Here is a 26,570-nt window from a genome sequence, read left to right as displayed (position 1 = left end):
ATCCTGCCAACTATTACGCGGGAAGCATGGACCCGGTTTCAATAAACCGCTGGTGCCATGACAAAGCTTCGTTCAGCAGATGCGGTGTGTGCTTGCCAAAAGAATCCCTGCGTGCACGGTCCAGATAATCCTGCAACATCGGGCGGTAGTCCGGGTGTGCGCATTTGTCGATAATGACCTGAGCCCGCTTGACGGGTGACAGGCCACGCAGATCCGCCAGCCCCTGTTCGGTCACAAAAATCTGGGTATCCTGCATAATGTGGTCCACATGGGCCGCCATAGGCACAATAGCCGAGATTTTGCCACCCTTGGCCGTGGACGGCGACAGAAAGATGGACAGGTAGGCGTTACGGGCAAAATCACCCGACCCGCCAATACCGTTCATCATTTTGGACCCCATGACGCGGGTGGAGTTTACGTTGCCGTAAATATCCGCCTCGATCATACCGTTCATGGCAATACAGCCCAGCTGGCGGATTACACCAGTGCTGTTGCTGATGTCCTGCTGGCGCAGGATGATCTTGGAACGGAAAAAATCCATCCGGTTGTTAATCTCTTCCGCCGCTTCCGGGCTGAGAGAAAAGGAGGTTGCCGAGGCAATACGCATACGACCGGAATCCAGCATGGCCAGCATGCCATCCTGAATGACCTCGCTAAAGCCCACCAGATTTTCAAACGGCCCTTCGTTCAGGCCGTCCAGCACCGCATTGGCAACATTGCCAACGCCAGACTGCAAGGGCAGTAGCGAAGGGGGAAGCCGGTTCTGTTTGACTTCATGCTCAAAAAAATCAAGCAAATAGCCCGCAATCGCCTTGGCTGTACCATCGGGGGCAGCAAAGGGGGCATTGCGGTCGCTGTCATTGGTGCGCACGATGGCCTGAATTTTAGCAGGGTCCACCTTGAGGAAGGTGCGGCCAATCCGCTGGTCAGCGCGAGAGAGCGGGATCACATCGCGCGGGGCGTTGCCGTAGCTGTTGCCGTCCCACACGTCGTGCGTGCCTTCCAGCCCCGGATGTTGCCACTCATTCACCTCGATAATGACCTTGTCGGCCAGGTCGAGGAAAGCCTGCGAGTTGCCAACGGAGGACGTGGGTACAATGCCCCCTTCCTCGGTAATGGCCGTGGCTTCCACCACTGCCACGTCAAACTTGCCGTAGTTGCCCTGATGGGCACGCAGGGCAACCTGACCGAGGTGGTTGTCAAAATAATCCGTCTCGCCGGAGTTGATGCGGTTGCGCATGGCGGCATCGGTATTGAACGGAGACCGGAAGTAAACACCGTCAACCCTGCCCAGCTCGCCATCAAGCTGCGGGCCGGTTGATGCGCCCGTAATCAGGCTGATGCGGTGCTCTTCCCCACGATTGTGGGCGGCTTCCATCTGTTGGGCCAGTGCCGTAGGCACCGCCTTGGGGTAGCCTGCGCCTGTAAAACCGCTGGTGCCGACTACGTCACCATTTCGGATCAGCTTTGCCGCGGCCTCTGCCGGGCAAACCTTGCTACGCAGCGCGACGTTGCGAATGCGCTCTGTCATGAGAGGCCTTCCTGTTTTTCTTCTCAAACTGTTCCGAACACACGAAAAAGGGCCATTCTCCACGGCGTTCCTGCACCAGACACCATGCGGCTCCAGCGTGCCACCGTGCTGTGGTCCATACCCTCTTCCGCATTTTTCAGGCTTGTTTCCGCCCCTGAAAGCTCTTGCACCCTATGCTCAAACAGAACCCTCTGGCGCGTCACATACTTGTGCATGCGTATGCCCCTTCCAAAAAAAACTTGCCAGAACCGTTCCTGTTTTCGCTCGAAAAGCCTACATGAAGGTAAGAAAAGAACAGGTATGGATGGAATGTTCACGGATACCCTGCATGACGAAAACGTGAAGAACGCAATGCGGAAAGGACTCCGCATTGTGGGCGATGTGCATGGGGATATAGAAGCCTTCCGCCATGCCATAGCCACGGACCGTTTTATCATCCAGCTGGGAGATCTGGTGGATTACGGACCAGACAGCGCAGGCGTTCTGCGCCTGATGCTGCAGGTCCAGCGCGAAGGGCGCGGCCTGTTCCTGATTGGCAACCACGACCGCAAGCTCGGTCGGGCGCTCATGGGCAAAAAACTCCGCTCTTCCCCCCATCTGGACGACACGCTGGCCCAGCTCATGGCCCCGGACAATGCGGATGTGCTACGCGATGTACTGCCAGCACTTGAGCAGGCCCCGGCATGGCTGGTCATGGGCAGGACCATTTTTGTGCACGGCGCGTTTGAGCCACATATGCTGAACGAGCCCCCTCCACCCCCGCTGGCGCGCGTGACCTACCTGCTCTCCCGCGCATTGTTTGGCGAGACCACAAACCGCATGCAGGCCGATGGCTACCCCGAGCGCACGCTCAACTGGGTCAACCATATTCCCAACGGCTATACCGTTTACTGCGGGCATGACCAACGCTCGACCAATGGCTGCCCGTTGACCATTCCGGGCCGGGCCGGCGGGCGCGCCATCTTTGTGGATACGGGGGCAGGCAAAGGCGGACATCTGGCATGGGTGGACCTGCCTTTTCCACCTGTGGAAGAAAAAGCTTATGTCTGTTAACGTTTGGACGTGACCCGTTTATAACGCCTCCATAATGTTTTTTCCCAGCAGCCAGAGACCCAGATCACCGTGACAAACCAGCCGTGCCCCCCGGAAGCCCTGCAGGACCTCCGCCGCAGCATAGACAATATTGATGCAGCCCTTGTTGCCATGCTGGCCGAGCGCTTCCGCTGCACCAAAGCCGTTGGTGCGCTTAAAGCGCTCTACAAACTCCCCCCCGCTGACCCGGCGCGTGAGACACAGCAGATCGCACGCCTGCGCCAACTGGCCGAAGACGCCCATCTGGACCCCGACTTTGCCGAGAAGTTTCTCAACTTCATCATCCACGAAGTTATTCGCCACCATGAGGCCATAGCCCTTGAGTCGGCGTCCCCCGCCTCGTCCACACCATAACCTCATGTGATCTTATGTGCGCTGTTCCTACGCCCCGCCGCCTTATTCTCCTCCGTCATGCCGAGGCCGCACAACCGGATCTGGGCAATTTTTCTCCCGAATCCGACATGGCCCGCCCTTTGACGCATGATGGAGAGCAGGCCGCCAGGCGCTGCGGCATCTGGCTGCGGGACAATAACCTGCTCCCCGACACGGTCCTGTGCAGCCCGGCCATACGCACCCGGCAGACACTCGCAGGCATACAGAACGTCCAGCCAGCCAACGCGCAGCCCCAAGTGTATTTGTGCCCCGAAATATACGAGGCCGGACCTAGCGCACTGGCCATGGCCGTGCAGCAGTTGCCAGAGCAGGCACATACCGTTCTGCTCATCGGCCATAATCCCGGCATTTCCGAGTTTGCCCGCGAGCTCGACAGCCAGAACGAAACGCTCGATCAGGGATTCGCACCCGGCTCACTTGCCGTGTTCAAGATGCGTGGCAGCGACCTTACTCCCGACCAGAGCGCATGGGCCGACTGTGCTAGCATGAACCTGACTTTGCACACATTCACGCGACCCTGAGATAAAAAACCCCGGTTTTCTGCCGACTTGAGCGCGTGATAACGCGCGGTTTATCGGGATGAACCTTTTTGTTTGCTCTCGAATGGGAGACAACACTCAAACAGCAGGCCGCAGCCGCGACCGTGACCCCATTATGCAAAAGGAAACACCATGAGCGTGTCGCAGAACGAGGGTAAGCAGTCCACCGCTACCATTTCGATCGGTGGCAAAACCGCCGAGATGCCCGTACTTTCTGGCAAACTTGGGCCGGATGTCATCGATATTCGTAAACTGCCCGCAGAGTTGGGAGTGTTCACGTTCGACCCCGGTTACGGCGAGACGGCCTCGTGCAACAGCAAGATCACCTATATTGACGGCGATAAAGGTGTTCTGCTGCACCGTGGCTACCCCATTGCCCAGCTGGCGGAAAACGCATCCTACGAAGAGGTGATCTACCTCCTGCTCAATGGTGAGCTGCCCAGCAAGGCGCAGTACGATACGTTTTCTTCCACGCTGACCAACCACACCCTGCTCCATGAGCAGATCCGTAACTTCTTCAACGGTTTTCGGCGTGATGCGCATCCGATGGCCATTCTGTGTGGCACGGTTGGCGCTCTTTCGGCTTTTTACCCCGACGCCAGCGACATTGCCATTCCCGAAAACCGCGAACTCGCGGCCATGCGTCTGATTGCCAAAATTCCGACCATTGCGGCATGGGCGTACAAATATACGCAGGGCGATGCCTTTGTTTACCCGCGCAATGACCTGAATTACGCGGAAAACTTTTTGTCCATGATGTTCGCTCGCATGTCCGAACCCTACAAGGTCAACCCTGTTCTGGCCCGCGCCATGAACCGGATCCTGATCCTGCATGCCGATCATGAGCAGAATGCCTCCACCTCCACCGTGCGTCTGGCGGGCTCCACCGGGGCCAACCCCTTTGCCTGCATTGCCGCAGGGATTGCCGCCCTATGGGGACCTGCCCATGGTGGCGCCAACGAAGCCGTGCTGAAAATGCTGGCCCATATTGGCAAAAAGGAAAATATTCCCAGCTTTATTGCTCAGGTCAAAGACAAGAACAGTGGCGTCAAGCTCATGGGCTTTGGCCACCGCGTGTACAAGAACTTTGACCCACGCGCCAAAATCATGCAGCAGACCTGCCATGAAGTACTCAAGGAACTGGGCATCAAGGATGATCCGCTACTTGATCTGGCAGTAGAGCTGGAAAACATTGCCCTGAGCGATGATTACTTTGTGCAGCGCAAGCTCTACCCGAATGTGGACTTCTATTCCGGCATTATCCTCAAGGCCATGGGCATCCCCACCAGCATGTTCACCGTGCTGTTTGCCGTAGCCCGGACGACCGGCTGGGTCAGCCAGTGGAAAGAAATGATTGAGGAACCGGGCCAGCGCATCAGCCGCCCACGCCAGTTGTATCTGGGTGCAACCGAACGGAATTTTGTACCCTTTGACAAACGCTGAACATCAGACCACCCGGTAGTCTGTAAAAATCTGGCTCGCAGCAATGCGGGCCAGTTTTTTTGTGGGGTTAACAAACCCCTCTGCTTTCCACTCGTTATAAAGCATAAAAAAAGCGGATGCTCATGCTCGGCATGGGCATCCGCTCCAATCATTTAACCTGCCACGTTCACTCAGCGCACAAGTGGCAAGGTTCAGCTTTTCAAGCGCAGTTGCAGCCTGCCGTGGGGCCATCGTCCTTGCGCACCATATGGTGGTCAATCCACTCGGAGACCAGCATGCGCGCTTCACTCAACGACGATTCGGGGTGATGAATGCGGTAAAGGGTGGTGCAGGCATTAAACGCCGTAACGTCTTCCGTCCCCACTTCGCGCAATTCCGTGTAAGCCGTGATGACGGCCCGCTCGCATTTCCGTGCGATCCGACTTGCTTCTATAGCCACGACATTAACCTTTAACTGATAACCAATCTCAACTTGCGCGATTAGACGCCACATCTTTAGCTGACGCAAGGATTAAGTTGTAATTTACTTTACACATAAAATCACAACCCGCTGATATGTGCCATTTTTCCGTAGTTCTGGCTCATCGGGCTTTTTAGGGTCTTACATCGGACAGCAAATCACACATACCCGGCGATGAGGCATGGATTTTCGGCACGGCTAGGGGTATGCCAATGCGACTTCAACCACCCTAACCTCAAGGAATCTGCCATGATGTCGCCAGCAGGCATTGCCTCTCCCACCGGAGAGACCAGCGAATGGGATCGTGATGCCGCCCTCACCACCGCACGCCTGCTGCTTGAAATCAAGGCAGTCAACTTTCGCCCCGAAGAGCCATACACCCTGACATCGGGTTGGAAGTCCCCTGTTTATATTGACTGCCGCCGGATTATCTTCTTCCCCCGCGCCCGCGCCAAAATTGTGGAACTGGGTGTGGAAAAAATCGGTCGCCACGTAGGCTACGAAAGCCTTGAGGCCATTGTCGGGGGCGAAACAGCCGGTATTCCATTTGCGGCATGGATGGCAGACCGCATGCTGCTGCCTATGGCCTACGTGCGCAAAAAACCCAAAGGTTTTGGCCGCAACGCCCAGATTGAAGGTGATGTGCCTGAAAACATGCGGACCCTGCTGGTAGAAGACCTGACTACCGATGGTGCCTCCAAGGTACAGTTCGCCAATGCCCTGCGCAATGCAGGTGCCATTGTGAACCATGCCTTTGTGGTATTCTACTACGGCGTTTTCCCCGGCGCCCAGCAGACCCTGACGGACATGAACGTGGCCCTGCACTCCCTGTGCACATGGTGGGATGTGCTGGAAGCCTGCTCAAGCCGCCCTTACTTCTCTGAAGAAGCTGCGTCTGAAGTCCGGCGTTTTCTGGAAGACCCCTGTGGCTGGTCTGCCCGCCGTGGCGGTGTTGGCAGCCTGGAAGAAGCAGCTGAGTTCAAGGCCCGCAAGGACAAATAACAACCGTGCAAACGTCTGGCCCCGCCTTGTCTGCTCCCTACCGTGTTCTGGCGTTTGATTCAGGCATTGGTGGACTGGGCATTGTGCGGGCCATACGGGCACTCTCCCCCCATATCCAGGTGGACTATCTGGCCGACACGGCTGTTTTTCCTTACGGCGAACAGGATGATGCGCTCCTTACCGAGCGCATTATCTCCCTTATCTGCCTTGCTGTTGCCCGTCTGCGGCCTCAGGCTGTGATTATTGCCTGCAATACGGCCAGCACACTGGCGCTGGATGCCCTGCGCGCAGCATGTCCCACTGTTCCGTTTATTGGCTGCGTCCCCCCCATTCGCTGGGCAGCACGCCAGACAAAAACCGGTGTTATTGGCCTGCTGGCCACGCGGGCGACTATCCGCCGCCCGTATCTGTCCCGCCTGCATGCGCTTTATGCGCCACAATGCACCCTGATCGCCCACGCTGCCCCCCATCTGGCAAGCTATGCGGAACAGGTTTTTCGTGGGCAGAGTGTCTCTGAGCACGCCATTTACCAAGATATTGAGGGGCTGTTCCAGCACCCCGATTCCGCGCGGCTGGATGCAATAGGGCTGGGGTGCACCCATTACACCTTTGTGCTGGACCTGCTCCGCAAGCTGGCACCACCGGGCATTAGCTGGCTGGACCCGGCTGGTGCCGTGGCCCGGCAGACATGCACGATCCTGCAAAACCTGCCGCCAATGGCAGCCGACAGCGCACTCCGCTCCGAGCAGGCATTCTTTACCGCCCGCCCGCAGGATGCACAGGCGCTGGCAGCGCAGCTCCCGGCCTATGGTTTTAATGACATCTCTTTATGGGATGATCAGGCCGCCACCCGTCCTGCCCGGCCTGAACACCGGAACATTCGGGGAGCAGTCAAGATGGCCGTCGCAGCCTAGCTAGCGCGGCTTGCGGAGTAGCTGGCTGTTTCAAGCAGAATGGCCTTGAGGTCATTATCAGGAAAATCCTGCAAAGCCTGACGGGCCAATGTTGCGTAGTCTTCCGCCTTGCTCAGGGTAATGCCTATGGCATTGGTCTGGGCAATACGGAGCAATGCAGCGTCCAGATCTTCTGGCTGCTGTTCGCACTCCTCGATCACACGCCGCCAGAAAACACGATCTTCCTCGCTCCCGGCCTCGTAGGCCGCCAGAACCGGCAGAGTGACCTTGCCTTCCTTGAAGTCGTCCCCCACTTCCTTACCCAGCACAGCCTGATCGGCTGAGTAATCAAGCGCGTCATCCACAAGCTGGAAGGCCATGCCCAGATTGGCGCCATAAACGCGCAGGGCCTCACGCGCCTGCGGCGCGACATCCCCAAGAACGGCACCGGATTCGCAGGCTGCGGCAAACAACGCCGCAGTTTTGCCGTAAATAACCTGAAGATACTGATCAACAGATGTGGAAAGATCATTCTGCGTGGTCATCTGCATGACCTCACCCTCTGCCAGCGTTGCAGATGCCGCGGAGAGAATCGCCATAACATCCAGCGAGGCATCGGCTGTCAGAATCTGGAACGCACGGGCGAACAGGAAGTCCCCCACCAGAACAGACGCCTTGTTGCCAAAAATGGCGTTTGCACTGGCAAGGCCACGCCGCAGCTGGCTGTCGTCCACAACATCATCATGCAGCAGCGTGGCTGTATGAATGAACTCGACACAGGCAGCAATTTCCACATGCCGCATACGCCCGTCCTGATTGTTGTAGCCACACAGACGTGCGGAGGCGAGCGTTAGCAGCGGCCGCAGCCGCTTGCCGCCAGCGGCCACAAGATGGGCCGCCAACTGCGGAATAAGTGCAACAGAACTTTGCATACGGTCCACAATGACCTGATTGCAGGCCTGCATGTCCGTAGCAAGATAATCAGCCAGCGCTCTAAGGCCAGCTTCCCCTGGTTTACTCACAGAAACTCCAGATCCATCCTGGCTCGCGGTGCTGTCCTTTTCCGACAGACTGACTGCAACACCCAAATGCTATTCCCCCGGCCATGGGATGAGTTGACGTTCTCTTATATGCGAGGCACCTGAAAAACGGTCAAGCACCAACACATTCAAGCCAGCCAGATACAATGATGCAACAAGCACCATCAAGCCACCTTCCTGCTACTTCGCACGGCACGCTTTTGCGTGGCCGTATCGCCTATAGCCAGTTCCAGCAAGGCTACAGGACCGGGCTTGAGCCTATTCTTATGGCCGCTGCCGTACCGGCCCGCCATGGCCAGCATGTGCTTGAGGTCGGCTGCGGCGCGGGTGCAGGGCTGTTATGCCTGATGCACCGCGTACCAGACCTGCATGGCACAGGCATAGAAAAAGACTCTGAAACAGCCGAACTGGCCCGCACCAACCTGCTGGCTAACAAAAAAAATCAGGTCAGCATTCTTGATGCGTCTTTCCCCGAAGGGGTGCCAGAACACCTGCGCTTTGACCATTGCATGACCAACCCACCGTGGCACGCCACCACGGGCACAGCCTCGCCCGAACCCCGGCGCGACCTTGCCCGTAGAATGGGCATGCACACCCTGCCTTTATGGGTTAAGGGGGCTGCGTCCATTCTGCGCCACAAAGGCAGCCTGACACTCGCCCTCCCCACCGCACTGACAGACAGAGCTGTTGCTGAGTTAAGCGCCAATGGTTTTGGTGGGATAACACTCTACCCCTTCTGGCCCAAAACAGACCGCGAGGCGCGTATCCTGCTTGTGCAGGCACGTCTGGGCGTTAAAAGCCCGGCCCGTGTACTGGCCGGGCTCACCCTGCATGAGGCGGACGGAGCCTTTACGCCGCAGGCACGCGACGTGCTGGAAAACGGCACGGCCCTGCCCGGCCTGTAAGGAAGCCCAGCCTCGCTTTACGCGAAGACCGAGCTTTCAAACGCTTCTTCCCACGTTCCCATGGTGGAGGCGCGGCTGTATTCGGTCGAGCGATTTTCAAAGAAATTGGCATGCTCAACCGCATTCAGCATATCGTCCAGCCACGGCAGCGGGTTGGTGGTTGTGTTGTAAACCGGGTCCAGCCCAAGCTGAGTCAGGCGGCGGTCGGCAATAAAGTGGATGTAGGTTTTGACCTGAGCCGCATCCAGCCCTTCCACCGGCCCCATTTCAAACGCGAGGTCAATAAAGGCCTCCTCGTGCTCAACAATGGTTTTGCAGATATCTGTCAGCTCCTGCTGTAGCTTTGCTGTCCAGATATGGGGGTTTTCCTGAATAAACACCCGGAACAGACGGATGATGGACAGGCAGTGCAGGGTCTCATCACGCACCGACCAAGACACAATCTGCCCCATGCCCTTGAGCTTGTTAAAGCGCGGGAAATTGAGCAGGATGGCAAACGAGGCAAAAAGCTGTAGCCCTTCCGTAAACGCGCCAAAAGCTGCCAGAGTCTTTGCGATCTCATGCTTACTGTCCACGTTAAAGGACTGCATGTAATCGTATTTATCCTTCATTTCCTTGTACTTAAGGAACGCGGAATACTCTTCCTCCGGCATGCCCAGCGTATCCAGCAGATGGCTGTACGCAGCAATGTGGATGGTCTCGATATTGGAGAAGGCAGAGAGCATCATCAGCACTTCAGTGGGTTTGAACACCCGGCTGTAGTGCTTCATGTAGCAGTTGTTCACTTCCACATCCGACTGGGTGAAGAAGCGGAAAATCTGGGTTACAAGGTGGCGTTCGCTCTCGTTGAGCACGCGGTGCCAGTCCTTGACGTCATCCGCCAGAGGCACTTCCTCGGGGAGCCAGTGCACACGCTGCTGCGTCAGCCATGCATCATAAGCCCACGGGTACCGAAACGGCTTGTACACCGGGTTGGCTGTAAGCAGGTCAAAACGCTGCTCCTGCTGCTCCTGCTGTCCGGCTTTGTGCTCGCTCATTGTGCCTCCATCGGGCGGGTGCCCCCAGCGGAGGCGCCGCACACCTTCTAAAAAAAAAACAGATACCGACCGGCCAGCCCTTACTGGCAGGCCAGGCACTCGTCATAATTATTGCCCACAGCGGCATGTTCGGCAGCCGCCTGCTCGGCAACACCTGCCCCCAGAACTTCGGACTTGCTGAGCACGTTGCTCACCGTATCCGCCCGCTGGATGGACAGGCTGCGGCAGTAGTAGAGGGACTTCAGCCCCTTCTTCCATGCCTGATAGTGGATCTGGTGCAGGTCGCGCTTATGCACATCGGCAGGCAGGAACAGGTTGACCGACTGCGCCTGACAGATGAAGGGCTGCCGGTCGGCGGCATGTTCCACCACCCAGCGCTGGTCCAGCTCAAATGCCGTTTTGTACACATCCTTTTCCTGCTGGGTCAGGAAGTCCAGATGCTGCACGCTCCCCTTGCTGGTGGTGATGGAGGACCATACCTCCGGCGTGTCCTGCCCTTTTTCTTCCAGCAGCTTCTGCAGATGGCGGTTGCGCACCGTAAATGAGCCGGAAAGGGTTTTTTGCAAGAACACATTGGCCGCAATCGGCTCAATCCCCGGGCTGGCATTGCCTGCAATAATGGAGATGGAAGCCGTGGGGGCAATGGCCATCTTGTTGGAAAAACGTTCCTTTACGCCATATTCCTCAGCATCGGGGCAAGCACCACGCAGTTCGGCCAGATGGCGGGAGGCCGCATCTGCCTGCTCACGGATATGCTTGAAAATCTTGCGGTTCCAGACCTTGGCAATCACGCTCTCGAACGGGACGTTCTTGGCCTGAAGGAAGGAGTGGAAGCCCATAACCCCCAGCCCCACGGAGCGTTCGCGCATGGCCGCATATTTGGCCCGCTCCATATCCTCGGGTGCGCGGTCGATAAAGTCCTGCAACACATTATCGAGGAAGAGCATGACATCCTCAATGAACTGAGGATTATCTGACCACTCGTCCCATGTCTCAAGGTTGAGGGAGGACAGGCAGCACACCGCCGTACGCGCCTTGCCGTGATGGTCTATGCCCGTGGGCAGCGTAATTTCGGAGCACAGGTTGGAGGTCTTGACCTCCAACCCGGCCAGCTTGTGGTGCTCGGGGCGCGCATTGTTCACATGGTCGGAGTAAACAATATAGGGCTCGCCCTGCTCCATACGCGCGGTCAGGATACGAATCCACAGCCCACGCGCCGAAATCTTACGGATAACCGAATTGTCCTTGGGGGAGAGCAGCGCCCATTCCGAATCTGTTTCAACCGCGCGCATGAACGCGTCGGACACAAGAATACCGTGGTGCAGATTAAGCGCCTTACGGTTGGGGTCCCCCCCGGTTGGACGCCGGATTTCTATGAACTCTTCAATCTCGGGGTGCCAGACCGGCAGATAGACTGCCGCCGACCCACGGCGCAGCGAACCCTGAGAGATGGCCAGAGTCAGGCTGTCCATCACGCGGATAAAGGGAATAACCCCCGATGTTTTGCCATTACGGCCCACGTTCTCACCAATGGAGCGCAGGTTGCCCCAGTACGAGCCAATGCCACCGCCCTTGCTGGCCAGCCACACATTCTCGTTCCAAAGATCGACAATGCCCTTGAGGCTGTCATTCGCTTCGTTGAGAAAGCATGAAATGGGCAGGCCGCGCGTTGTGCCACCGTTGGAGAGCACAGGCGTTGCAGGCATGAACCAGTGGCGGCTGATGTAGTCATAAATGCGCTGGGCATGAGCTGCATCGGCCCCGTAATAGGACGCTACACGCCCGAACAGGTCCTGATAACCCTCATCAGGCAGCAGGTAGCGGTTATCCAGCGTAGCCTTGCCAAAGAGGGTCAGCAGCGCATCACGCGAGCGATCCACACGCACCTGATGGTGGCCGGGCAGTTGCACCATATCCGGCATCTGCTCTGCGCCAAACAGGTCCGGCTCCTCCACCGAGCCTGATGCTCCTGAATGGGAACGACGAACGTCATTCTCATGCACGTCGATCAGACTCATGGCTCTTGCTCTCCGGTTTTTACGAACGATGATGGGGCTTGTGCCGTGGCTTGGCCAGACACACCATATGTCGCGTTTCTTACCCTACTTTGCCCCCATATCTAGATTTTTTTTTGTCCGATTTGACCAATTTTAGACTTGCTCTTTCAAAAACGGCTGTTTCCTCCCGCTTCCCCAGCGCCCTCTTTTTTCAACTCCCCCGGATCAGCCCGGACCGCTCCATCAGAGCGCGCGAGGAGGCAATACCATCCGCCACGGCCAGAGCCGCCGCCAGAGCGCGCCGCCCGGCCAGCGCATCCACCACAACGGGGGCCCCATGCAAACAGGAGGCAACAAACGCCTGATGCTCCGCGAACAGCGAATCATGTTCCTTCCAGCTTATGCTCTCACGCCGGAAGCCATCGGTGCCCGGTAGCGGCAGGCCACGCTCGCGCCCGATCATGCTCAACTCCCGCTTTACAAAATCGGCCGACAGATACCCTTCCTCGGAAAAAAGGCGCATCCGCCGCTCGGTTTTGAGCGATATGCGGCTGGCGGTAATGGTGGCCACGCAGCCGTTTTCAAAGCGTACACGCGCATTGGCGATATCCTCATGCGCGGAGCTGACTGCCGCACCCAGCGCATCCACCTGCGCAATGGGACTGTCCACAATGGCTAGAACCAGATCCAGATCATGGATCATCAGGTCCAGAATAACCGACACATCCGTCCCACGCGGCTTGTAGGGCGCTATGCGCGTGGCCTCTATATAGAGTGGCCGGGTAATGCGCCGGGTTATGGCCTCATGCTCGGCGGAAAAGCGCAGCAGATGCCCGACCTGACAGACAAGCCCGCTCTGCTGCGCAAGCGTGACCAGCATGTCCGCCTGCTCAAGCGTTGCCGCCACCGGCTTTTCTACCAACACATGCCGCCCCGCACGCAATGCGCGCACGGCCAGATCGAAATGAAATTCCGCAGGCGCCGCCACCACCACAGCATCGGACTGGGCAAGCAGGGCATCCACGTCCGCAACAACAGGGCAGCCTGCCTCCCGCGCAACAAGTTGGGCACGGGCGGGGTCTGGGTCAAACAGGCCGGACAGGCTCTCGCCCGGTACGTCGCGTATTTTCAGGGCATGGTACCGCCCAAAATGCCCTGCCCCAATAACCCCTACCCGCAGCATTGTGCTCATCTGTTACCGCCCTTGCCTGATGTGGCCAGTTTTTGGCCCCATCAAGGCGTAGCAGGCCCACACCCGAATGCAAACAAGCCGCTCCGCTCCGGCACATCTGCCATGCCCACCCCCATTTACCGCCAAGTGATGCGCCAGAGCCACGCGAAATGAACGAAAAAGCACGGTAATCCACCCATAAACGCGCGAACGGGTTGCATCTGTTGGGGTTGGGCGGCATGTTCCGGGCAGCAAAACTGCAAGCGATCAGGTGAGAATGTATTACAGCCGCCTCAAACTGGCCTCGGTACTGGGCGTATGCCTTTTAGGCCTGCTGCTGTGCCTGCCCAACGGCATGCGCAAGCCGCTCCCTTCCATACCATGGCGACAGATCCATCTTGGACTGGATCTGCGGGGCGGTTCTTACCTGCTCATGCAGGTTGATCTGCAAAGCCTGACCCATGACAGGTTGCAGACCCTCTCCGAAAACATGCGCGATGCGCTGCTTGGCGCGCATCTGGGTTACCAGAACATTACGGTCGATGCGGCCAAGGCCACCATTACCTTCACCCCCCGCTCCGCAGCCGAGGCTGATGCGGATGTGGCGGCCCTGAACGCCCTGCCCCGCGCTGTTACAAACGAGTTCAGCGTCAGCAAGCGTGAAGATGGCAGCATTGCTCTGGTGCTGGCACCCGAATCCATTCGCACCCGTGCGCGTGAGGCCGTTACCCAGTCGATCGAAATCGTGCGCCGCCGTATTGACGGCACAGGCGCCGTTGACCCCGAAATTACCCGTCAGGGCGATGACCGCATTGTTGTGGAACTCCCCGGCATCAGTGATCCGGACCGGATCAAGGCACTGCTGGGCACCACTGCCAAGATGAGCTTCCATCTGGTAGACGCAAATCCGCTGCACGCAACCTACCCGCCGCAGGGCGTAAGCCTGCTCCAGATGGCCGACCCAGCGGACGGTGGCCCCCTGCCCGTTTTTGACCATGTGGATGTCGATGGCTCCGACCTGACCAACGCAGGGGCGGTCATTGACCAGCAGAGCGGCAAATGGGCGGTCAGCTTCTCTTTCGATTCGACTGGTACGCACGCTTTTGCTGCCGTGACGCAGGCCAATGTGGGCAAGCGATTCGCCATTGTGCTGGATAACAAGATTATCGAAGCCCCGGTGATCATGAGCCCCATAACCGGGGGCAATGGCCAGATTACCGGCGGGTTTGATGCCCAGAAGGCCACAGACCTTGCCCTTATGCTGCGCGCAGGCGCACTGCCCGCCCCGCTGAGCGTTATTGAACAGCGCTCCATTGGCCCATCCCTTGGTGCAGACTCCATCCGCGCAGGATGATCAGCCTTGCTGTCGGCTTTGTTATGGTCGTGGTCTTTATGGTGCTGTTCTACGGCCGCTTTGGCTGGTACGCGGACTTTGCCCTGCTGGCCAACCTTGTTCTGATGGTGGCCATTCTCTCGCTCTTTGAGGCCACACTGACTCTGCCGGGCATGGCGGGCATGCTGCTCACACTCGGCATGGCCGTGGACGCCAACATCCTTATTAACGAACGCATCCGCGAGGAAATCGGCCGTGGGCGTACCCCACTGGCCGCGATGCAGACAGGGTTTGAAAAAGCAACTTCCACCATTGTGGACAGTAACGCCACGGCCCTGCTGGCCCATGTGATGCTGTTTGTGTTTGGCACAGGCCCGGTCCGTGGGTTTGCGCTCACCATTACCATTGGCATTGTGACCACCCTGTTCACCACCCTGCTGCTCTCCCGCATGCTTATGGCCCGCTGGTACGCGCGTACGCGCCCCACCAGCCTGCCTGTTTGAAGAAACGAGGCGCTACTTATGTTCGGACGTCCTCTTCTGCGTTTTGTCCGCAAGGATACGCACATCAACTTCATGCGCGGCCGCTATATGGGGCTGATCGTCTCGGCCGTGCTCTCGCTGGCATCACTCATTCTGTTCTTCCACCCCGGTCTGACACTGGGTCTGGATTTTCGGGGCGGGATTGTGGTGGAAGCCCAGACCACCGGCCCGGCAGACTTTGCCAAAATCCGTACGGCTCTGGCCGAACACGGGGTGCAGCATGCCTCCTTCCAATCCTTTGGTTCGGCCAATGACGTGCTGATCCGCCTGGATGCAGGCTCGGAGCAGGATACGCAGGCCATTGTGGACAAGGTGCGCCACACCGTGGCAGAGGCCCTGCCCGGCACCACCATCCTGCGTGCTGATGCAGTGGGGGCCTCGGTCTCGGCCGAGCTGTTCCGCAACGGCATGCTGGCTCTTGCCCTCAGCCTTGCCATGATTCTGGGCTACATCTGGTTCCGGTTCGAATGGGAATTCGCGCTGAGTGCTGTGATCACGCTGGTGCTCGACCTGACCAAGACAGTCGGCTTTCTGGTGATTACCGGCTTTGAGTTTGATCTGGTCATGGTCGCCGCCATCCTGACGATTCTGGGCTACTCTACCAATGACAAGGTGGTGGTATACGACCGCGTGCGTGAGAACCTGCGCAAATACCGCACCATGCCGCTCATCGACCTGATAAACCTGTCCATTAACGAGACGCTGAACCGTACACTGGGGACCTCCTCCACGGTCTTTCTGGCGTCTCTACCACTGGCTCTGTGGGGCGGGGCAACCTTGTCGGGTTTTGCATGGACCATGCTGTTCGGCATTGTTGTTGGTACGTCCTCCTCCATCTTTATTGCAGCACCGCTGCTGCTGTTCATGGGGGAAGGCCGCCTGAAGCGCGGTGCCAAAAGCGGCAAGGCCACAGCCCCCGCCGCCTGATAACGAACCGACCAGAACACACAAAAAACGGAGCCATCTGCTGGCTCCGTTTTTTATACCCTATCGGCCAACTGGCGGAGAGGAAGCACCCGCTGGCAACATAACAACGCTGCGGCCCGGTGTATCGGGCTGGTCAAGCATTGCGAGAAAATCTTCCACCTTCTGCCCGGCTACAGTGAGTGTGCTGTTGCTGGGGTGGTCCCGAAAAACCAGAATAGCTCCCAGAGCCGCACGGTCTGCCGTCACAATATTGACAATCTGCGGCAAGGTCATGGTGCCGCTCATCAACTGTCCGCGGGCCATGCCGTTGGCTATAGCGTAACTATAAAGCAGCGTGCTGGGGGTCTGCTCTACCCGGAGCTGGTATGGTGCACTCTGGCACCCCGCAAGAGCGGCAAAACCAGCCATGGCAGCAAAAAACGGTGCTTTACGGGCAAAATGGAATACGGGACGCATCATGGTGTAAAGCCTAGCCCATATTCCACCAGCCGAAAACACGGGTTGCACACCACCAGGGCGCAACCCGACCTGACAAGCCTGTCTGTGCCTCAGCCCTGTGTGGTGGACTGCGCGTTGTTCCGTGCGACAAGCTCATCACGGATTTCGGTCAGGAGCACTTCCGTCGGGCTGGGGGCTGGAGGTGCCGCGGGCTTTGCCTCTTCACGCACATGCAGGCGGGTTAAAGCCTTGACCATCCAGAAAATAGCCATGGCCACAATCAGGAACTGGATAACAGCGTTGACGAACAGGCCAAGGTTAAGGGTAACAGCCCCTGCCTTTTGTGCCGCTTCCAGCGTTGTCTCGTGCGGGCCTTTAAGGGTGACGAACAGGTTGGAAAAATCAATCCCGCCGACCAGCAGACCGATGACCGGGTTGAACACATCCTTGACCAGACTGTTCACAATGCCCGTAAACGCGGCACCAATGACCACACCAACGGCCAGATCGACCACATTGCCACGCATGATAAAGGCGCGGAACTCACCCACCCAGCTTGGAGCGCGCACATGCGCCTTGAGGTCAGTTTTAAGGTCAGCCATAAATTATTGTCCTGTTTTGATCGGATTTTATACAAAAGATATTCAACTCTGTATCCGCCAGAGTTGCTATTTCTCAAGTCTTACTTGTCGAAACATTAAAAAATCTTTGTGTCACGGGCCAGTAGACGGCACTGCCTGTACCTGCATCCTGCCAGTATGCTCCGCAAAAGCCACGGCAGAACGCCGATCAGGGGCAAAAGATGCGCAATCAACGGTTGATCCGGCTCGCGCATACCGTTATATGCACGGCAATTCGGCCCGGTCGGTATCGGGCCTTCGTATGCTGTAAAGAAAGACCTGCCCCATGAAGTCCGGCATTCACCCCGAATACCACGAAATCACCGTCATCATGACCGACGGCACGGAATACACCACCCGCTCCTGCTACGGCAAAGCTGGTGACACCATCCGTCTGGACATTGACACCAAGTCCCATCCGGCGTGGACCGGCGTTCAGCGCATCATGGATACCGGGGGCCAGGTTGCCAAGTTCAACAAGCGCTTTGCAGGTATTGGCACCCGTTCCAAGGCTGATTTTTCAGTCCTGTCGTGTGTCTGTGGCCCCGCCCTCTTGAAAAAGGAGGCGGGGCTTTCCACGTTTGGAGCATGGTTGACGCCCCATTGGGTCGGCCAGACAGAACTGCCCCGGCAGGCCGCCTTTATGGGACCTGCTCAGCGGCAGAACCTTGCTGAACGAGGAGGTTCCACATGACTTACGATTTTGCGCCCCTGTTCCGTACCGCCATCGGCTTTGACCGTCTGGCACAGGTTATGGACACCGCAGCCCGCAACACCGGCACACCCAGCTACCCCCCTACGACATTGCCAAGACCGGGAACGACAGCTACGCCCTGACCATGGCAGTCGCGGGTTTTGCACCGGAAGATATTGAACTGCTGGTTCAGGACGGAACACTTGTTGTGTCCGGTCGTGTAAGCGCCCCGCAGGACGAGGGCGAAGTGCTGCATCGCGGCATAGCCCGCCGCGCCTTTGAGCGCCGCTTTGCACTGGCTGACCACGTGGAAGTCACGGGGGCAGACATGAACAACGGCCTGCTCCGCATTAGTGTGCGCCAGATTGTGCCCGAGGCACTCAAACCACGGCGTATTCCGGTCAATGCAGGGCAGAACACGGGCCAGCCCACGAGCCCATCCGCCGGACAGCCCGGGCTAACTGGCGCGCCCTTTACCCCTAACCCGACAGTTGTAACGGCCGACACCACGCGCAACCAGCACGTGCCAAATGCGGCCTGAACCCGCCGTATAAACCCAATAAGGGGGAGGAACTCAGCTTTCTCCCCCTTTTGTTGTGTTTTTGCGGCTTGACCTGAGCGGGCTGCTCCCTCCATATCGGGGGCATAGATGCGCGTCGGCAGGCACGCAGGCTTCGGAAGAGGTTCCAGGCCGTCAATTTTACCGGTGCCTGCGTGAGCGCCGCCCGACGACAGGATAGAAGCCAAATGACGACCTTACCCTTGATGCCAAAAGCAACCGCTGTGTGGCTGATCGAAAAGACCGCGCTCAGCTTTGAACAGATTGCCGCTTTTTGCGGGATGCACCCATTGGAAGTGCAGGCCATTGCCGATGGTGAGGTCGCTCAGGGCATTGTCGGGTACGACCCCGTTGCCAACCACCAGCTTGCCATTGAAGAAATTCGCCGTTGTGAGGCCACGCCCACCGCACGGCTGAAAATTCTGGCCACCAACAACCCCGTACGTCGCCGCTCCAAGGGAGCGCGCTATACGCCGGTTGCCAAACGCCATGACCGTCCGGACGGCATTGCCTTCCTGCTGCGCAACTACCCGCAGTTGAGCGAGCAACAGATTGTTAAACTGCTGGGCACCACCAAGGACACCATTGCCAAGGTGCGTGACAAGCAACACTGGAATACGCCCAACATCAAGCCGCGTGATCCGGTGACCGTTGGCCTGTGTAGCCAGACCGACCTGAACGCAGCCGTAGCCGATGCCAATGCACGCCTTGAGCGTGAAGGGGCGGAAATCCCGGTTCCGGCACTGGACACGGGTGATATTGATTTTTCTGCTGAATAAAATCCTGCCGGTTCAGCCTGCCGCGTGCGCACATGCGGCAGGCTGAACCACGTTGCGTTTTTAGCCCGCCAGCCGCTCTATTTCTTCCTTGATCCTGAGCTTTTGCAGCTTCAGGCACATCAGGACCCGCTCGTCCGGTCTGGGTCTACCCCCTTCGGAAGCAATTTTCTGGTCAATATGGAAATGGCGATGTTTGAGGGACTCTATCCTTGCTAGGCGCGCCATGGCTGCCTCCATTCGGTTAGTGACTCTTTTACGCTAACGTACAGACGGCCAAAAATTTCATGCTATTTTCATATTCCACCGAATACCGATATGCGCTGCACACATGGAACTTTTTCCTGTTTGCGCATACTGGCTTGGCAATGCATGGTTGGTAAACCGCAGCATAAGTGCGACAACAGACCATCCGATTGAATGCACGAGTCAGATGCACACAGGGAGAACCAGCGCCATGATGCAAGACCGCGAGTCACTACTGGGGCAACTTCTTGAACTGCGAAGCGAGCATCGGGATCTGGATACGGTCATCAACAGGATGACCAACGAGACAACTTTTATCGACCAGTTGTACCTTCAACGGCTCAAAAAACGGAAATTACTGCTCAAAGACCGCATAACACGGGTTGAAAGCCAACTGATACCCGACAATATTGCCTGACTTTGCAACAGGACCAGACAAGCAAGACCGGATACCCTACCCCTGTGAACACAACAGCCCCCCAGACCACCACCACCCACACGACAGACAGCAGCACGGCCAGCGCCGCTCCCAAGGTCGGCATTATCATGGGAAGCCAGTCTGACTGGGAAACCATGCGCCACGCCGATGCCATTCTGAACGAATTTGGAATCCCGCACGAAACACGTATCGTGTCCGCCCACCGTACCCCGGACCGTCTGGCTGACTATGCCCGCACGGCGGCAGAGCGCGGGTTGTGCGTGATTATTGCAGGCGCTGGTGGTGCTGCACATCTGCCGGGCATGTGTGCAGCATGGACCCGCCTGCCTGTGCTGGGCGTCCCTGTGGAATCCCGCGCACTCAAGGGCATGGATAGCCTGCTCTCAATCGTGCAGATGCCCGGCGGAGTGCCGGTTGGCACACTGGCCATTGGCGCTGCCGGGGCCAAAAACGCTGCCCTGCTGGCAACCTCCATTATGGCCCTACAAAACCCCGAACTGGCCGCACGGCTGGAAGCATGGCGCGCGGTGCAGACCGCATCGGTTGCAGATACTCCGGTAACAGAAAACGAATGACCCACACACCCGCAGCCCTGCCCCCCAATGCTGTTATTGGCATTGTGGGCGGGGGGCAGCTTGGCCGCATGTCTGCCGTGGCAGCCTCACGACTGGGCTATAAAACACATATTCTCACACAGGATGCACACGGCCCGGCTGCTCAGGTCTGCAACGCCGTAACTCTTGGCGCGTATGATGACCCCGCAGCACTGGACAACTTTGCCAAAGCGGTTGACGTTGTCACCTTCGAATTTGAGAACATCAGTGCCGATGCGCTGGACCGGCTGAGCAGGCATTGCCCTGTTCGTCCCTCCGGCCACATCCTGCGTATCAGTCAGGACCGGCTGGCAGAAAAGAGCTTTCTGGCGTCCGCTGGTGTGCCTCTGGCGCCGTGGCATGCGGTGACAGACCATGCCACGCTGCATGAGGCGCCCGCAAACTGGGTTTTCCGCTCATTCTCAAGACCACCCGTAACGGGTACGATGGCAAGGGCCAGCGCCGCGTTTACTCCGAGGCGGAGTTGGAGGATGCATTTGCGACCCTTGCCCCCCACCCGCTGGTAGCCGAAGGCATGGTTGATTTTGCCTGCGAACTGAGCGTGATGGTCGCACGCGGTACAGACGGCACAACCCGCTGCTTTGACACGGTTCTGAACCACCATTGGCACGGTATTCTGGACCTGACACTCGCACCCGCCCCTGTGGCGGAGAACATTGCCCATGAAGCTGGCAGACTAGCCGCCCTGATTGCCGAACAGTTTGATCTGGTCGGGGTTATGGGGGTGGAAATGTTCCTTGTGCGCGATGGCTCGCTAATGGTGAACGAAGTTGCCCCACGCCCCCATAATTCAGGCCATTGGACTATGGATGCCTGCGCGCAGGACCAGTTTGACATGCACATCCGTGCCGTGGCGGGCCTGCCCCTGCCCCCGGCCAGCCGCCACTCCGATGCGGTGATGAAAAATCTGGTCGGGCCGGAAGACATGGCCCTGTGGCCTGCCATTTTGGCCAATCCGGGCCATATTCCCCACCTGTACGGTAAAAAAGACGCCCGCGAGGGCCGCAAGATGGGGCATGTGAACATCCTGTTCCCACTTGGCGCACTTCCCGGCGAATGGGGCATACAGGCAGCCCTTGGCCCACTGGCTACCAAATGCGCAGCCCCACCCGCTGCGGACGAAGACTAGGCACACCAACCACCCTCCGAACATGCGGGAGGCAGGCAGCTACAGCAGGCCAGCCTCCTTCATGCTCAGGACATGGTCCCGGCCGACAATCAGATGGTCTGCCACCTGTAAGCCAACAATATGGGCTGCGGCCACAATCTGCCCTGTCATGCTGATATCCTCGGCCGAGGGCATGGCGTCCCCGCTTGGGTGGTTGTGCACAAGCACAAAACTCCCAGCCCGCAGGGCCAGTGCGCGCCGCACAATCTCACGCGGGTAAACCGGGGCATGATCACCGTACCGCGCCCCAGCAGTTCATCTGCTATCAGCCTGCCTGCCCCATCCAGAAACAGCACGCGCATCTGCTCGGTTTTTTCCCGCCCCAACAGTGCCAGCAAATAGGCGTTCAGGGCTGGCCGCTCGGCAAGCACGTTGCCGCGCTGCAAGCGGGCGCGGTGCAGGCGGTGCGCACTCTCCCGCACAAGGAGCAACAACACACGCACCCCTTCGGCAGGTGGCGCACGCTCCCTTCGCCCTGCGCAACAGCCAGCAGCACAGCCGAGAGCGTACCATATTCCGCGACAAGGGCACGCGCCTGCACCAATGCCGTGGGGGCGCGCGGGGCGTGCGCGGCCTCCAGCAACGTGGCCAGACAGTGCACGTCGTCCATCTTATCCGGTGCGGTAGCTTCCTGCTGTAGGGGACGCAGAGCCGCTGTCTGCCCGGAGCCCGCAAAAAAAGTGGAGGCATCGGCCACGCCCGGCTCGGTCGGGGGGCGGCTCACCAGTCCGCTACCATCTGGCGTGCACTCACCCACTCTGCCTGCCCAACCACCAGATGGTCATGCAGGCTGACAGCCAAAAGCGGGGCGGCCTGACGCATGGCCGTAACAAACGGCATACCAGCTTGCAGGATTGCCCCCACATCCTGCCCGTTTCCGGCCAGATACACGCTAACAACCGCGCAGGCCTGCACCTCCAGCGCACGTTGCAGAACATGGGCCACGGCCTGACGCACTGCCTCTGGGTCGGGCACACGTGCTGGCCATACCAAAGACTCATCCACCAGCAGGGTATTGCGGCTGTCCAGCAGCAGCACGCGCATCTGCGGGGCTTCCTCCGCTTGTAAAACCGTATGGCAATGCCGCACAAGGCTGTCCCAGTCGCCCATGTAGGTGCGCCCGGCCCGGCCGTCCTGCACCAGATGGGCCGCAACCTCGGGCACATGCGCGCAAAGTGCCGCCGCCCCCTTGGGCACCCCGGCAGAATGCAAGCGCGCAGCACCGGATTCGAGCACAGCGGAAAAAGACCCGAACTGGTTTATCAGGTTTTTGGCCATCGGCTTGGTATCGCGTCGGGGCACACCGTAAAACAACAGCATTTCCAGCAGTTCGTAATCAGCCAGCCCCTGCGCACCATGGGCCAGCACTCTCTGACGCATGCGTTTGCGGTGCCCCGCAGGACCGGTGGAAGCAAAAACAGCTCCCCCCTCCCCGCACTCCTGTGCGGTTGCCGGGGGGGCTGGCGGCAGCTTTGCTTTTGCCATCAACATTGCTCCGATTGGCCTAAGGCGGACATCACTATATAAGGGAATGGTGACAACATTCGAGCCCCCCTCTCACCCCGCCTCCGATGCCGCCCCCCAGAGCGGTACCTCCTACCTTGCGCGCCTGAACCCCGAGCAACGCGCGGCCATTGAGACAACAGATGGCCCCCTGCTGGTTCTGGCGGGCGCAGGCACTGGCAAAACACGTGTGCTTACCACACGTTTTGCCCATATTCTGCTCACAGAGCGCGCAAAGCCATGGCAGATTCTGGCCGTGACCTTTACCAACAAGGCCGCGCGGGAAATGCGCGAGCGTGTGGCAACACTCCTTGGCGCACCGGCTGAAGGGCTGTGGCTTGGCACCTTCCACGCCCTGTGTGCGCGCATGCTGCGCCGCCACGCGGAATATGTGGGCCTGACCCAGAGCTTTACCATTTTAGATACGGACGACCAGTTGCGCCTGCTCAAGCAGGTTATGGAGCCGTGGCAGATAGACACTAAACGCTGGCCCGCCCCCGGCCTGCTTGGCGTTATCCAGCGCTGGAAGGACCGCGGGCTTACCCCAGAGCGCGTCACGCCATCGGAAGATACAGACTTTGCAAACCACCACGCCCGCGCCATTTACGAGGCTTATCAGGCCCGCCTGAAGCAACTGAACGCCTGCGATTTTGGCGACCTGATGCTCCATGTGACCGAAATCCTGCGCACACGCCCCGATGTGCTGGCACAGTACCACCGCCTGTTCCGCTACATTTTGGTGGATGAATACCAAGACACCAACACCGTGCAGTATCTGTGGCTGCGCCTGCTGGCCAAACAGGCCAATGGCACGGCCAACATCTGCTGCGTGGGGGATGATGACCAGTCCATCTACTCCTGGCGTGGAGCGGAAGTGGAAAACATCCTGCGGTTTGAAAAAGACTTCCCCGGTGCGCAGATCGTACGGCTGGAACGCAACTACCGCTCGACCCGGCATATTCTGGGAGCCGCTGCGGGCCTGATCGCCCATAACGGAGAACGGCTTGGCAAAACCCTGCGCTCCGGCCGTGATGACCCATCGGATGGGGAGAAGGTGCTGGTCACCAGCGTATGGGATTCGGATGCAGAGGCCCGCAGCGTCTGCGACATGGCCGAGCGCCTGCACCACAAGGGCCAGTCTCTGGCGGAAATGGCCATTCTGGTCCGTGCAGGCTTCCAGACCCGCGCGTTTGAGGAGCGGCTGGTCCAGACCGGCCTGCCCTACCGCATTGTCGGGGGTGTACGCTTTTACGAGCGGGCAGAAATCCGCGATGCTCTGGCCTACATGCGCGTTGTCAGCCAGCCTGCGGATGATCTGGCGTTTGAGCGGATCATCAACGTGCCCAAACGCGGCGTTGGCCCCTCCAGCCTGCAAAAACTGCGCGAGGCCGCCCGCTTTGCCGCAACGCCCCTAAGCAGTGCTACCGAGAGCATGCTCAACACCGGCCAGCTCAAGGGCAAAATGGCCGATCAGTTGCGCACGCTCATCAACGCCCTGAACACTACGCGCGATATTATGGCGCGCGATGGCCATGTGCTGGCAGTCGAGCATCTGCTGGAAGAGAGCGGCTACCTTGAAATGTGGCGTCTGGACCGCTCGCCCGAAGCCCCCGGACGGCTGGAAAACCTGAAGGAACTGGTGCGCGCTCTGGCCGATTTTGGCACGCTGGGCGAGTTTTTGGAGCATGTCTCCCTTGTGATGGAAACAGACGAAAAAGCACAGGACGCCAAGCTCTCGATCATGACACTCCACGGCGCCAAGGGGCTGGAGTTTGACACGGTGTTCCTGCCCGGCTGGGAGGAAGGTGTCTTTCCCTCCCAGCGCACGCTCGATGAAGGCGGGCTTAAAGGACTGGAAGAAGAGCGGCGTCTGGCCTACGTGGGCATTACGCGCGCGCGCAAGCAGGCCATGATCTTCCATGCGGGGAGCCGCCGCATTTATGCCAACTGGCAGCCCTCCATGCCCAGCCGTTTTCTTGAAGAACTGCCGGACGAGCATATCAGCCGCAAGAGTGAGGGCGGATCCGCCCGCCGCGGTCTGTTTGCCGAAGAGAGCCTGTTTGACAACGGCCCCGTTATGGCGCGGCGCAAACGCACCCCCGAGGCCGAACCCGCTTTTGCTCTGGGCGAGCAGGTGCGCCACCCCCGCTTTGGTGTGGGGATCGTGATTGCGGCTGACCGCAACCATCTGGAAATCGCGTTTGAAAACGCAGGTACAAAACGACTTCTTTCCTCCTTTATCGAGAAATTATAATGGCCCATCCGACCCGCCGCCACGCCACCAGCCTGGAAACCATTTCCGTTACCGTGCCCGAAGCCGCCGTAGAAGCGTATGAAAACGCAATCGGCAGCGTCTGCACCACCGTTGGTATTTTTGAAGCCAACCCCGAAGGCACACTGTGGCGCGTGGAAGGGGTAAAAGACACAGGCCACATGGAGGACGAACTGGGACTGGCCCTTATGCTGGCCGAGTTGACCAGTGGCGTACCCGCCCCCCTTGAGCGGGCCGCAACCGAGGCCGAGGGCTGGCTTGCCCGCACGTATGAGGCTTTTCCCGAACAAAAGGTTGGCAAGCGCTTTGTGGTCCGTGGCACCCATCTGCCCGACGCGGAGGAAGCCACACGCATTGTGCTAACGCTGGATGCAGGCGTTGCCTTTGGCTCGGGCGAGCACGGTTCCACCCGTGGCTGCCTGCGCGCACTGGAGCGCGTGGCCCACCGCCACCCCCGCCGTATTCTGGACCTTGGCTGCGGCACCGGCATTCTGGCCATGGCCGCAGCAGCCCTGCTGCATCAGAAGGTGCTGGCCGTGGATATTGAGCCTTGGTCTGTCCGTGTCTCCGCCGAGAACGCGCGGCGCAACCGGCTGAACCGTGCATTGACCTGTCGCCTTGGCAATGGCTGGCAAACTCCCGCCATTCGCAAAAATGCCCCCTATGATCTGGTTTTTGCCAATATTCTTGCCCGCCCACTCTGCCTTATGGCCAAGGACCTGGCACAGGCACTCGCCCCCGGTGGCACGGTCATTCTGGCAGGGCTGCTGCAAACACAGGTGCGCATGGTGCTCACTGCCCACCGCAGGCAGGGGCTGGTGCTTGAACAGGTCCTGACCGAAGGGGACTGGGCCACGCTCATCCTGCGCCGCCCCGCCGGGACTTTTTCTGCCTGACGTGCCGCCATGCCCGCACCTCTTTTTCCCCAATAACGGA

The 26,570-nt window shown here is 58.8% G+C and carries 26 protein-coding genes and 4 pseudogenes; 17 read left to right on the top strand and 13 right to left on the bottom strand.

Annotated features, from left to right (window positions below):
• Nucleotides 1–13: 13 nt before the first annotated feature.
• Entirely contained in the window at nucleotides 14–1,531 is a 1,518-nt protein-coding gene (locus JCM25146_RS00300; protein WP_025824999.1) for a succinate CoA transferase, read from the bottom strand.
• A gap of 23 nt (nucleotides 1,532–1,554) precedes the next feature.
• On the bottom strand, nucleotides 1,555–1,746 hold the full coding sequence (locus tag JCM25146_RS00295) for a hypothetical protein (protein WP_025824997.1): 192 nt from the start codon (nucleotides 1,744–1,746) through the stop codon (nucleotides 1,555–1,557).
• A gap of 94 nt (nucleotides 1,747–1,840) precedes the next feature.
• Between JCM25146_RS00295 and JCM25146_RS00290 the strand changes: the two genes are divergently transcribed.
• From JCM25146_RS00290 to gltA, 4 genes are all read left to right on the top strand, one after another.
• Entirely contained in the window at nucleotides 1,841–2,584 is a 744-nt protein-coding gene (locus JCM25146_RS00290) for a metallophosphoesterase (protein WP_035371698.1), read from the top strand.
• 69 nt (nucleotides 2,585–2,653) lie between these two features.
• Nucleotides 2,654–2,977 (top strand): chorismate mutase, encoded by a 324-nt coding sequence (locus JCM25146_RS00285; RefSeq protein WP_408734897.1) that lies wholly within the window; start codon nucleotides 2,654–2,656, stop codon nucleotides 2,975–2,977.
• Between the two features lie 14 nt (nucleotides 2,978–2,991).
• A complete protein-coding gene (locus JCM25146_RS00280) occupies nucleotides 2,992–3,537 on the top strand; it encodes a SixA phosphatase family protein (RefSeq protein ID WP_025824991.1) in 546 nt (181 codons plus the stop codon).
• A 150-nt stretch (nucleotides 3,538–3,687) separates the two neighbouring features.
• Nucleotides 3,688–4,998, top strand: a complete 1,311-nt coding sequence (gltA, locus tag JCM25146_RS00275; protein WP_025824989.1) for a citrate synthase — start codon at nucleotides 3,688–3,690, stop codon at nucleotides 4,996–4,998.
• A gap of 199 nt (nucleotides 4,999–5,197) precedes the next feature.
• On the opposite strand, the gene JCM25146_RS00265 is transcribed toward gltA, so the two are convergent.
• Nucleotides 5,198–5,437, bottom strand: a complete 240-nt coding sequence (locus JCM25146_RS00265; protein WP_025824987.1) for a hypothetical protein — start codon at nucleotides 5,435–5,437, stop codon at nucleotides 5,198–5,200.
• Nucleotides 5,438–5,707: 270 nt separating this feature from the next.
• Here JCM25146_RS00265 and JCM25146_RS00260 point away from each other — a divergent pair, with 270 nt between their 5' ends.
• Together JCM25146_RS00260 and JCM25146_RS00255 are read left to right on the top strand one after the other, a co-directional pair.
• Nucleotides 5,708–6,460, top strand: coding sequence for an orotate phosphoribosyltransferase (locus JCM25146_RS00260; RefSeq protein WP_025824985.1), 753 nt, complete (start codon nucleotides 5,708–5,710; stop codon nucleotides 6,458–6,460).
• A 5-nt stretch (nucleotides 6,461–6,465) separates the two neighbouring features.
• Entirely contained in the window at nucleotides 6,466–7,374 is a 909-nt protein-coding gene (locus tag JCM25146_RS00255) for a glutamate racemase (RefSeq protein WP_025824983.1), read from the top strand.
• Here the strand turns inward: JCM25146_RS00255 and JCM25146_RS00250 are convergent.
• Nucleotides 7,371–8,441 carry a polyprenyl synthetase family protein gene (locus tag JCM25146_RS00250; protein ID WP_025824981.1) on the bottom strand — a complete coding sequence of 357 codons (1,071 nt, stop codon included), beginning with the start codon at nucleotides 8,439–8,441 and terminating at the stop codon, nucleotides 7,371–7,373. The genes JCM25146_RS00255 and JCM25146_RS00250 overlap by 4 nt on opposite strands.
• A gap of 98 nt (nucleotides 8,442–8,539) precedes the next feature.
• On the opposite strand from JCM25146_RS00250, the gene JCM25146_RS00240 reads away from it, so the two are divergent.
• The gene (locus tag JCM25146_RS00240) at nucleotides 8,540–9,298 is read left to right on the top strand and encodes a tRNA1(Val) (adenine(37)-N6)-methyltransferase (protein WP_242400804.1); all 759 of its coding nucleotides are present in this window, start codon (nucleotides 8,540–8,542) and stop codon (nucleotides 9,296–9,298) included.
• Between the two features lie 17 nt (nucleotides 9,299–9,315).
• Here JCM25146_RS00240 and JCM25146_RS00235 read toward each other — a convergent pair whose 3' ends face one another.
• The 3 genes from JCM25146_RS00235 to JCM25146_RS00225 form a co-directional block, all read right to left on the bottom strand.
• Nucleotides 9,316–10,335: a ribonucleotide-diphosphate reductase subunit beta gene (locus tag JCM25146_RS00235; RefSeq protein ID WP_025824977.1), complete on the bottom strand. Its 1,020-nt coding sequence runs from the start codon at nucleotides 10,333–10,335 to the stop codon at nucleotides 9,316–9,318.
• A gap of 80 nt (nucleotides 10,336–10,415) precedes the next feature.
• On the bottom strand, nucleotides 10,416–12,353 hold the full coding sequence (locus JCM25146_RS00230) for a ribonucleoside-diphosphate reductase subunit alpha (protein ID WP_025824975.1): 1,938 nt from the start codon (nucleotides 12,351–12,353) through the stop codon (nucleotides 10,416–10,418).
• A 190-nt stretch (nucleotides 12,354–12,543) separates the two neighbouring features.
• Entirely contained in the window at nucleotides 12,544–13,524 is a 981-nt protein-coding gene (locus tag JCM25146_RS00225; RefSeq protein ID WP_025824973.1) for a Gfo/Idh/MocA family protein, read from the bottom strand.
• 250 nt (nucleotides 13,525–13,774) lie between these two features.
• Here JCM25146_RS00225 and secD point away from each other — a divergent pair.
• Together secD and secF are read left to right on the top strand one after the other, a co-directional pair.
• Nucleotides 13,775–15,339, top strand: a pseudogene (secD, locus tag JCM25146_RS16135) (protein translocase subunit SecD).
• An 18-nt stretch (nucleotides 15,340–15,357) separates the two neighbouring features.
• Nucleotides 15,358–16,305 carry a protein translocase subunit SecF gene (secF, locus tag JCM25146_RS00215; protein ID WP_025824971.1) on the top strand — a complete coding sequence of 316 codons (948 nt, stop codon included), beginning with the start codon at nucleotides 15,358–15,360 and terminating at the stop codon, nucleotides 16,303–16,305.
• 60 nt (nucleotides 16,306–16,365) lie between these two features.
• Here secF and JCM25146_RS20390 read toward each other — a convergent pair whose 3' ends face one another.
• Both JCM25146_RS20390 and mscL read right to left on the bottom strand, forming a co-directional pair.
• Nucleotides 16,366–16,764, bottom strand: a complete 399-nt coding sequence (locus JCM25146_RS20390) for a hypothetical protein (RefSeq protein ID WP_025824968.1) — start codon at nucleotides 16,762–16,764, stop codon at nucleotides 16,366–16,368.
• A gap of 89 nt (nucleotides 16,765–16,853) precedes the next feature.
• Nucleotides 16,854–17,345 carry a large-conductance mechanosensitive channel protein MscL gene (mscL, locus tag JCM25146_RS00205; RefSeq protein WP_025824966.1) on the bottom strand — a complete coding sequence of 164 codons (492 nt, stop codon included), beginning with the start codon at nucleotides 17,343–17,345 and terminating at the stop codon, nucleotides 16,854–16,856.
• A gap of 304 nt (nucleotides 17,346–17,649) precedes the next feature.
• Between mscL and rpmE the strand changes: the two are divergent.
• From rpmE to JCM25146_RS00190, 3 genes and pseudogenes are all read left to right on the top strand, one after another.
• Nucleotides 17,650–17,874 (top strand): annotated as a pseudogene (rpmE, locus tag JCM25146_RS16125) (50S ribosomal protein L31); the annotation flags it as partial.
• 179 nt (nucleotides 17,875–18,053) lie between these two features.
• A pseudogene (locus JCM25146_RS16120) lies at nucleotides 18,054–18,598 on the top strand (Hsp20 family protein).
• 206 nt (nucleotides 18,599–18,804) lie between these two features.
• Entirely contained in the window at nucleotides 18,805–19,395 is a 591-nt protein-coding gene (locus tag JCM25146_RS00190; protein ID WP_025824962.1) for a DUF1013 domain-containing protein, read from the top strand.
• Between the two features lie 60 nt (nucleotides 19,396–19,455).
• On the opposite strand, the gene JCM25146_RS21025 is transcribed toward JCM25146_RS00190, so the two are convergent.
• Complete coding sequence (locus tag JCM25146_RS21025) at nucleotides 19,456–19,620, bottom strand: YdcH family protein (protein WP_081774700.1); 165 nt, start codon at nucleotides 19,618–19,620, stop codon at nucleotides 19,456–19,458.
• Nucleotides 19,621–19,849: 229 nt separating this feature from the next.
• Here JCM25146_RS21025 and JCM25146_RS00180 point away from each other — a divergent pair, with 229 nt between their 5' ends.
• The 3 genes and pseudogenes from JCM25146_RS00180 (at nucleotide 19,850) to JCM25146_RS16115 (ending at nucleotide 21,820) form a co-directional block, all read left to right on the top strand.
• Nucleotides 19,850–20,056, top strand: a complete 207-nt coding sequence (locus tag JCM25146_RS00180; RefSeq protein WP_025824960.1) for a YdcH family protein — start codon at nucleotides 19,850–19,852, stop codon at nucleotides 20,054–20,056.
• Nucleotides 20,057–20,100: 44 nt separating this feature from the next.
• A complete protein-coding gene (gene purE, locus JCM25146_RS00175) occupies nucleotides 20,101–20,652 on the top strand; it encodes a 5-(carboxyamino)imidazole ribonucleotide mutase (protein ID WP_025824959.1) in 552 nt (183 codons plus the stop codon).
• Nucleotides 20,649–21,820, top strand: a pseudogene (locus JCM25146_RS16115) (5-(carboxyamino)imidazole ribonucleotide synthase). Before purE ends, JCM25146_RS16115 begins: the two are co-directional and overlap by 4 nt.
• 39 nt (nucleotides 21,821–21,859) lie before the next feature.
• Here the strand turns inward: JCM25146_RS16115 and JCM25146_RS20385 are convergent.
• The 3 genes from JCM25146_RS20385 to JCM25146_RS00155 form a co-directional block, all read right to left on the bottom strand.
• On the bottom strand, nucleotides 21,860–22,063 hold the full coding sequence (locus JCM25146_RS20385) for a JAB domain-containing protein (RefSeq protein ID WP_025824956.1): 204 nt from the start codon (nucleotides 22,061–22,063) through the stop codon (nucleotides 21,860–21,862).
• A 142-nt stretch (nucleotides 22,064–22,205) separates the two neighbouring features.
• Nucleotides 22,206–22,583: a hypothetical protein gene (locus JCM25146_RS20380; RefSeq protein WP_025824954.1), complete on the bottom strand. Its 378-nt coding sequence runs from the start codon at nucleotides 22,581–22,583 to the stop codon at nucleotides 22,206–22,208.
• Entirely contained in the window at nucleotides 22,580–23,344 is a 765-nt protein-coding gene (locus JCM25146_RS00155) for a JAB domain-containing protein (protein WP_081774699.1), read from the bottom strand. Before JCM25146_RS00155 ends, JCM25146_RS20380 begins: the two co-directional genes overlap by 4 nt.
• Before the next feature lie 46 nt (nucleotides 23,345–23,390).
• Between JCM25146_RS00155 and JCM25146_RS00150 the strand changes: the two genes are divergently transcribed.
• Complete coding sequence (locus JCM25146_RS00150) at nucleotides 23,391–25,616, top strand: ATP-dependent helicase (RefSeq protein ID WP_025824949.1); 2,226 nt, start codon at nucleotides 23,391–23,393, stop codon at nucleotides 25,614–25,616.
• The gene (locus tag JCM25146_RS00145) at nucleotides 25,616–26,530 is read left to right on the top strand and encodes a 50S ribosomal protein L11 methyltransferase (protein WP_025824947.1); all 915 of its coding nucleotides are present in this window, start codon (nucleotides 25,616–25,618) and stop codon (nucleotides 26,528–26,530) included. Before JCM25146_RS00150 ends, JCM25146_RS00145 begins: the two co-directional genes overlap by 1 nt.
• Nucleotides 26,531–26,570 lie beyond the last annotated feature (40 nt).

Origin of the sequence: Acetobacter okinawensis JCM 25146, from assembly GCF_000613865.1 — a bacterium.
Taxonomy (GTDB): Bacteria; Pseudomonadota; Alphaproteobacteria; order Acetobacterales; family Acetobacteraceae; genus Acetobacter; species Acetobacter okinawensis.
The sequence above is the reverse complement of the archived record's forward strand: the minus strand, read 5'-3'. Positions and strand labels throughout refer to the sequence as shown.